This window comes from Allosediminivita pacifica (assembly GCF_003054175.1).
GTDB lineage: Bacteria > Pseudomonadota > Alphaproteobacteria > Rhodobacterales > Rhodobacteraceae > Allosediminivita > Allosediminivita pacifica.
Genome location: NZ_QBKN01000068.1, coordinates 1 through 4,161, shown reverse-complemented (window position 1 = coordinate 4,161; position 4,161 = coordinate 1). Strand labels below are relative to the sequence as shown.

4 protein-coding genes and 1 pseudogene are annotated in these 4,161 nt (G+C 55.8%); all 5 read left to right on the top strand.

The window, feature by feature from the left end; all coding sequences use genetic code 11:
• A pseudogene (locus C8N44_RS22790) lies at window positions 1-91 on the top strand (IS5/IS1182 family transposase); the annotation flags it as partial.
• A 128-nt stretch (window positions 92-219) separates the two neighbouring features.
• Window positions 220-1,503, top strand: a complete 1,284-nt coding sequence (locus C8N44_RS23260; protein ID WP_146178909.1) for a carbon-nitrogen hydrolase family protein — start codon at window positions 220-222, stop codon at window positions 1,501-1,503.
• 86 nt (window positions 1,504-1,589) lie between these two features.
• Entirely contained in the window at window positions 1,590-2,699 is a 1,110-nt protein-coding gene (locus C8N44_RS22780) for a helix-turn-helix domain-containing protein (RefSeq protein ID WP_107978972.1), read from the top strand.
• Between the two features lies 1 nt (window position 2,700).
• Window positions 2,701-3,150 (top strand): hypothetical protein, encoded by a 450-nt coding sequence (locus C8N44_RS22775; protein ID WP_146178908.1) that lies wholly within the window; start codon window positions 2,701-2,703, stop codon window positions 3,148-3,150.
• Between the two features lie 492 nt (window positions 3,151-3,642).
• Window positions 3,643-3,975, top strand: a complete 333-nt coding sequence (locus C8N44_RS23705) for a helix-turn-helix transcriptional regulator (protein ID WP_210204222.1) — start codon at window positions 3,643-3,645, stop codon at window positions 3,973-3,975.
• Window positions 3,976-4,161 lie beyond the last annotated feature (186 nt).

The window sequence follows — 4,161 nt, the reverse complement described above, 5'->3', positions numbered from 1 at the left end:
CGCAACCCGATACGACAAGACCGCAGAGAGCTTCCTGGGCTTCGTCGACATCACGTCGATCCGCCTCTGGCTACGCCATTTGTCAACATGACCTAAGTGCAGTAGGTGACTTCGCTTCCTAAGTATCCCAAGATGCGAAGCTAGCAAACAATTTGCGGTTCACAGTTGCGGTCGTGTATCCAGTCCGACATTTTACACTAGATTTTGGGAGTGCAGTTGATGCAAGCATTTGAGTGGCGCGAAAGGCTAGTTGCGCTTGGAAATTCTGAGGAATTTGTTCGGGCGCACGAAGCTGAACCGGGTAGGTTGGCGCTAGGCAAGCTTCGGGATATCGTACTCAATGCACCTGAACGATTAAGTAGCAACCACTTCGAGACCCTCAACGAGACGCACATCGCTGAGCTCGTTGCAAAGTACTCAGCTGTGCTTGCCCGTGATCCGGAAGGCTTCTTCGGGCGCGAGGCTTCAGACGAGGAGCTCTTCAACCGAGCTGTTGCCGCGGCACGGTACATCGATGCCAGCCTGGCAAATGGACCAGCCCCCATTGTTGACGACGCAGCGGTTTTTCGGACCTCCGACGGCTTTTATGTCCTTCCCGCGAGCCGGTACCGCGCCGCCGACCGGCCGGCTTCTCATCACGGACCAAGGCGCCGGCTCCTACTTCATCATCGGGTGGTGCCTACAACCATCAAGGGCATCGAGGTTCGAGTTCACATCTCGAAGTCGGTTGCGAACGATCCTAAGACGCCAAGGACTGTGGGATGCGGCGTGTTTCCCGGTGCTTGGCTTGAGGAGGATCGGAATGCCGAGGGGTTTGCGGTTCGCGCTGTGCATGGCGTCACAAACCTGGCGGAGGACCTCTTGGCGCAATATGGACAGGCTCTGGACGCCGGCTGCGATGCGGTGATCTGGCCGGAACTCCTTGTGCCACCCGAGGCGTTGAATGCACTGTCAAAGGCAATGCTCTCGGATCCGCTTGTGGGAAACTTGGCTCCGGTTGTAGTGGCAGGAACTTGGCATGTGCGGATTGGCTCTCGATGGCGCAACCGTTGCACTGTCCTTGATGGTTTCGGCCGTAAGATGTTCAGCTTTGACAAGGTGCGGCCATTTGGCGCCGGTGATCCGCTGAAGGCAGAGGCGCTAGATCCGGGGGAGGGCATCGACTTGCTATTAACGCAAGATGAGCTGATCCTTTTCGCTATCTGCAAGGACTTCTGTGAGATCGAGCGCAACGATCTACTCGTAGAGTGCGACGCTACTTACGCCTTTGTTCCCTCGTATGGGCAGAAGTCCACCTGTAGGGCTTCGATCGACGCGGCTACGCGCCTGCAGAATCGTGTGGGCACGCTCTGCGCGGTCGCCCAGCAGGGGCTTGCCCTTTCGGCGGAAGAAGCGGCTCAGGCAGACAACTTCGTTTTGTGCGCGCCTCGCAAGCCTCAGAGCCTTGCGCCGGAAAATTGCATCCCGAGGGAACCTTTCAGTACATTTAGAGCTGGTAAGTAGTTACCTGCTAACCAATCTGCACAGTGAAGCGTTGTGAAACGTCTCGAGCAGCTCTAAGGTTAAGTAGACGTAGAAGGAGATGGGCTTTGTTTTCATTGGATGCAATCGCGCGCGACGATATCGAGCCGAGCGAGGCGAGGGCTTTATTGTTCGAGGCACTCGAAGGCGCAGCTAGACCCGCTGCGATCTACTCCGCACTGGCTCAGTGGACCTGGGCGACGCTTACGGGACGACGGTTCGACGAGGGCCTCCGTGGATGGCACAGGCTCCTGGAGGAAAGTGCGCTACGTTTGGAGAACGCGACACGCGGTTCCGGTGAAGCTGGTAGCGAGGAGGATCGACGCTACGCGGAACGTATCAATGCGCTTAGTGACCTCGTCAAGGCATCGATCCATGTCGCCAGCGATATGAAGCGCCAAGATGTATTGGCAAAGACGCATGTGATGGATGTCTTGGCCATCCTTGCGCGTCATGCCGAAGGGCCGTTAGAGCGTGCGGCGATCGAACAGGAACTTGGTCTCAGTGCCGCAAACCTCTCGCGCGTTTTGACGATGATGGGCGCCGTCGGCCTCGTAGAGCGCCACGCCTCGGGTCGGACCGCAAAGTTCACAATAACTGGAGCTGGACTAAAAGCGGTGACGGAGGACGTTGAAGTGAAAGCCTCTGAGGCGCGCGCTCGACTGACCGCAGAGCGCTTGGAGCTGGAGAAACTTGAACGTGAGATTGCAGTGGCGAAAGACGCCAAGGCAAGAAGTGAGGCTGAGCTTCAAGAGCTGCGAGTGGAGGGTCCAATAACTCAATCTGATAGCTTGCTTATATCCGGCCTATCAAAGGTGGTAGCTGAGTTTCTAAAATCTTCCCCGAGCCAGCCAGGACAGCGCCTAGCAACATTGATGGGCGGCAGAGCGCGCCCCGATGTAAGCATGGGCGTGCCAGACGTAGCTACCAAATTGCGTGCTCGACGGAGAGGGTATTTTGAACAGCCGGAGTATACCGGGTCGCCAGGAACGACGATCAGTGAAGCTGAACCATCGTCGCATAAGCCCACAAAGTTCTACGGCGATAAACCAGAGCAATTTATGGAGCTGATTGTTGTGCCGGGCAGGCAGGCGCCAGGCGTGCCTGGTAAAGCGTCGTTCCAGCAGAGCTCTAAGCCTGATCGACAGATACCCTTTACAATGCGTGGGGAGAGCTGACATGACCAATAACTCCGGAGTTGACGAAGTTGAGGAATATCCCAGCAGTGTGCAGCTCTCTAGAGCTGCCGCAGAGACACTTGGAATGGTGTCTCGGTCAGAGATAAACCTGCAGCTCACCCATGCTAGGGACGGTAATGACAGAGGTGTCTTCGTGCCATTTATGGAGTGGCATATGGTTCTCGACTCGCAGTTGGATAACGTGCCAGACGCTGCGCGAGATTTCTATTTAAAGATCACGCTCGATAATCTTGCATTCCTAATTGAGGATATGACTTCCGAGGTAGCGGAAAATACTGAAGCGTTGCAAAAAATGGCGGCGGGGAGCGAAGAGAGAATCGCCCCACCTCTTGATGCTGCAATCAGTTGGTTGCAGAGAGCCTCGGAGAACGCGCTTCGCGCAGCCGAGACTCTAAAGGCGATCCACGACGCCCGTGACGAAGCTAGCTGATTTACCCTTGCTCGTTTAACCATTATTTATTGCGAGGGTATGCGGTGGGGATTCTGGTGTTCCCCGTCGGGCGCAGTGGCGAGGATATTTTGTGATGGCCTGACTGCTAAATTGGGTTCTGTTTCCGTTGGTAATGCGAACGGACTTTCCCCTGATGTGCGCCGGGGTGCTGAGTTTCCGGTAGAACTCCTTGGCACGATAGACATTTATCACTGATCAGACACATTTATTCCCGTTTGAAGTCTGTAGTCACCACGAGGATTCAAGACTTTCTCGACGCTCCAAAGCTGTCGGACGCGAAATCCAATGATCAGCGCGACACTCGCGGCCAAGGGTATTGGCATCTTTGTGCCGCGTGCCCGCTACCGGCAAAGTCGTCTTCCGACGCGCAATCCTTCCACGTAGACGATACGATAGAAATTCCTGCAATTTATAATCATGCCCCGCCGCTTCAGAAGAACGCCAAGCCGACGACACCCGGGCGGAGGGCGCTTGTTAGCGATCGCCTTGCAGATCTCAGTACGGTCCAGTGGGCAGACCCTCCTCGCCGCCCAGAAAAGAAATTTTGAAATTTCCTATATTAGCGATCCAATTGCTGCTTTTTGGGCGATGCGAAACCGCACAAATCGTAGCGAGAGCATCATGAACGATATCTTTTTAAGCGACGTCCAGATCGCCGCCGTCTACAGCGTGCACCGGATGACCGTATGGCGCTGGCTAAAGTCTGATCCCACTTTCCCGAAGCCCTTCCGCTTGTCCGGACGCTGCACGCGCTGGAAGAAGTCGGAAATCGAAGCTTGGGAAGCGAGTAAGGCCTCCGACTAAAACAAACCCCCGCCGATACAGGACCGGACGGGGGCGCGAGTTCTTCTCTGACAAGCTGAGCTTACTTCACCGGAACCGCGTCCTCAAGGCTGTAAGCGGCGGCTGCGCCCCACGTTGTAGATGAGCTCCGGCACTGCGAGGTGATACCCATCTCATGATGGGGAGTGCGTTTCGCAATGTGCGCGA

What these genes read in the sequence shown, in the direction of transcription:
- C8N44_RS22775 (WP_146178908.1), top strand. Translation starts at nt 2,701, where the DNA reads ATGACCAATAACTCCGGAGTTGACGAAGTTGAGGAATATCCCAGCAGT.
- C8N44_RS23260 (WP_146178909.1), top strand. Translation starts at nt 220, where the DNA reads ATGCAAGCATTTGAGTGGCGCGAAAGGCTAGTTGCGCTTGGAAATTCT.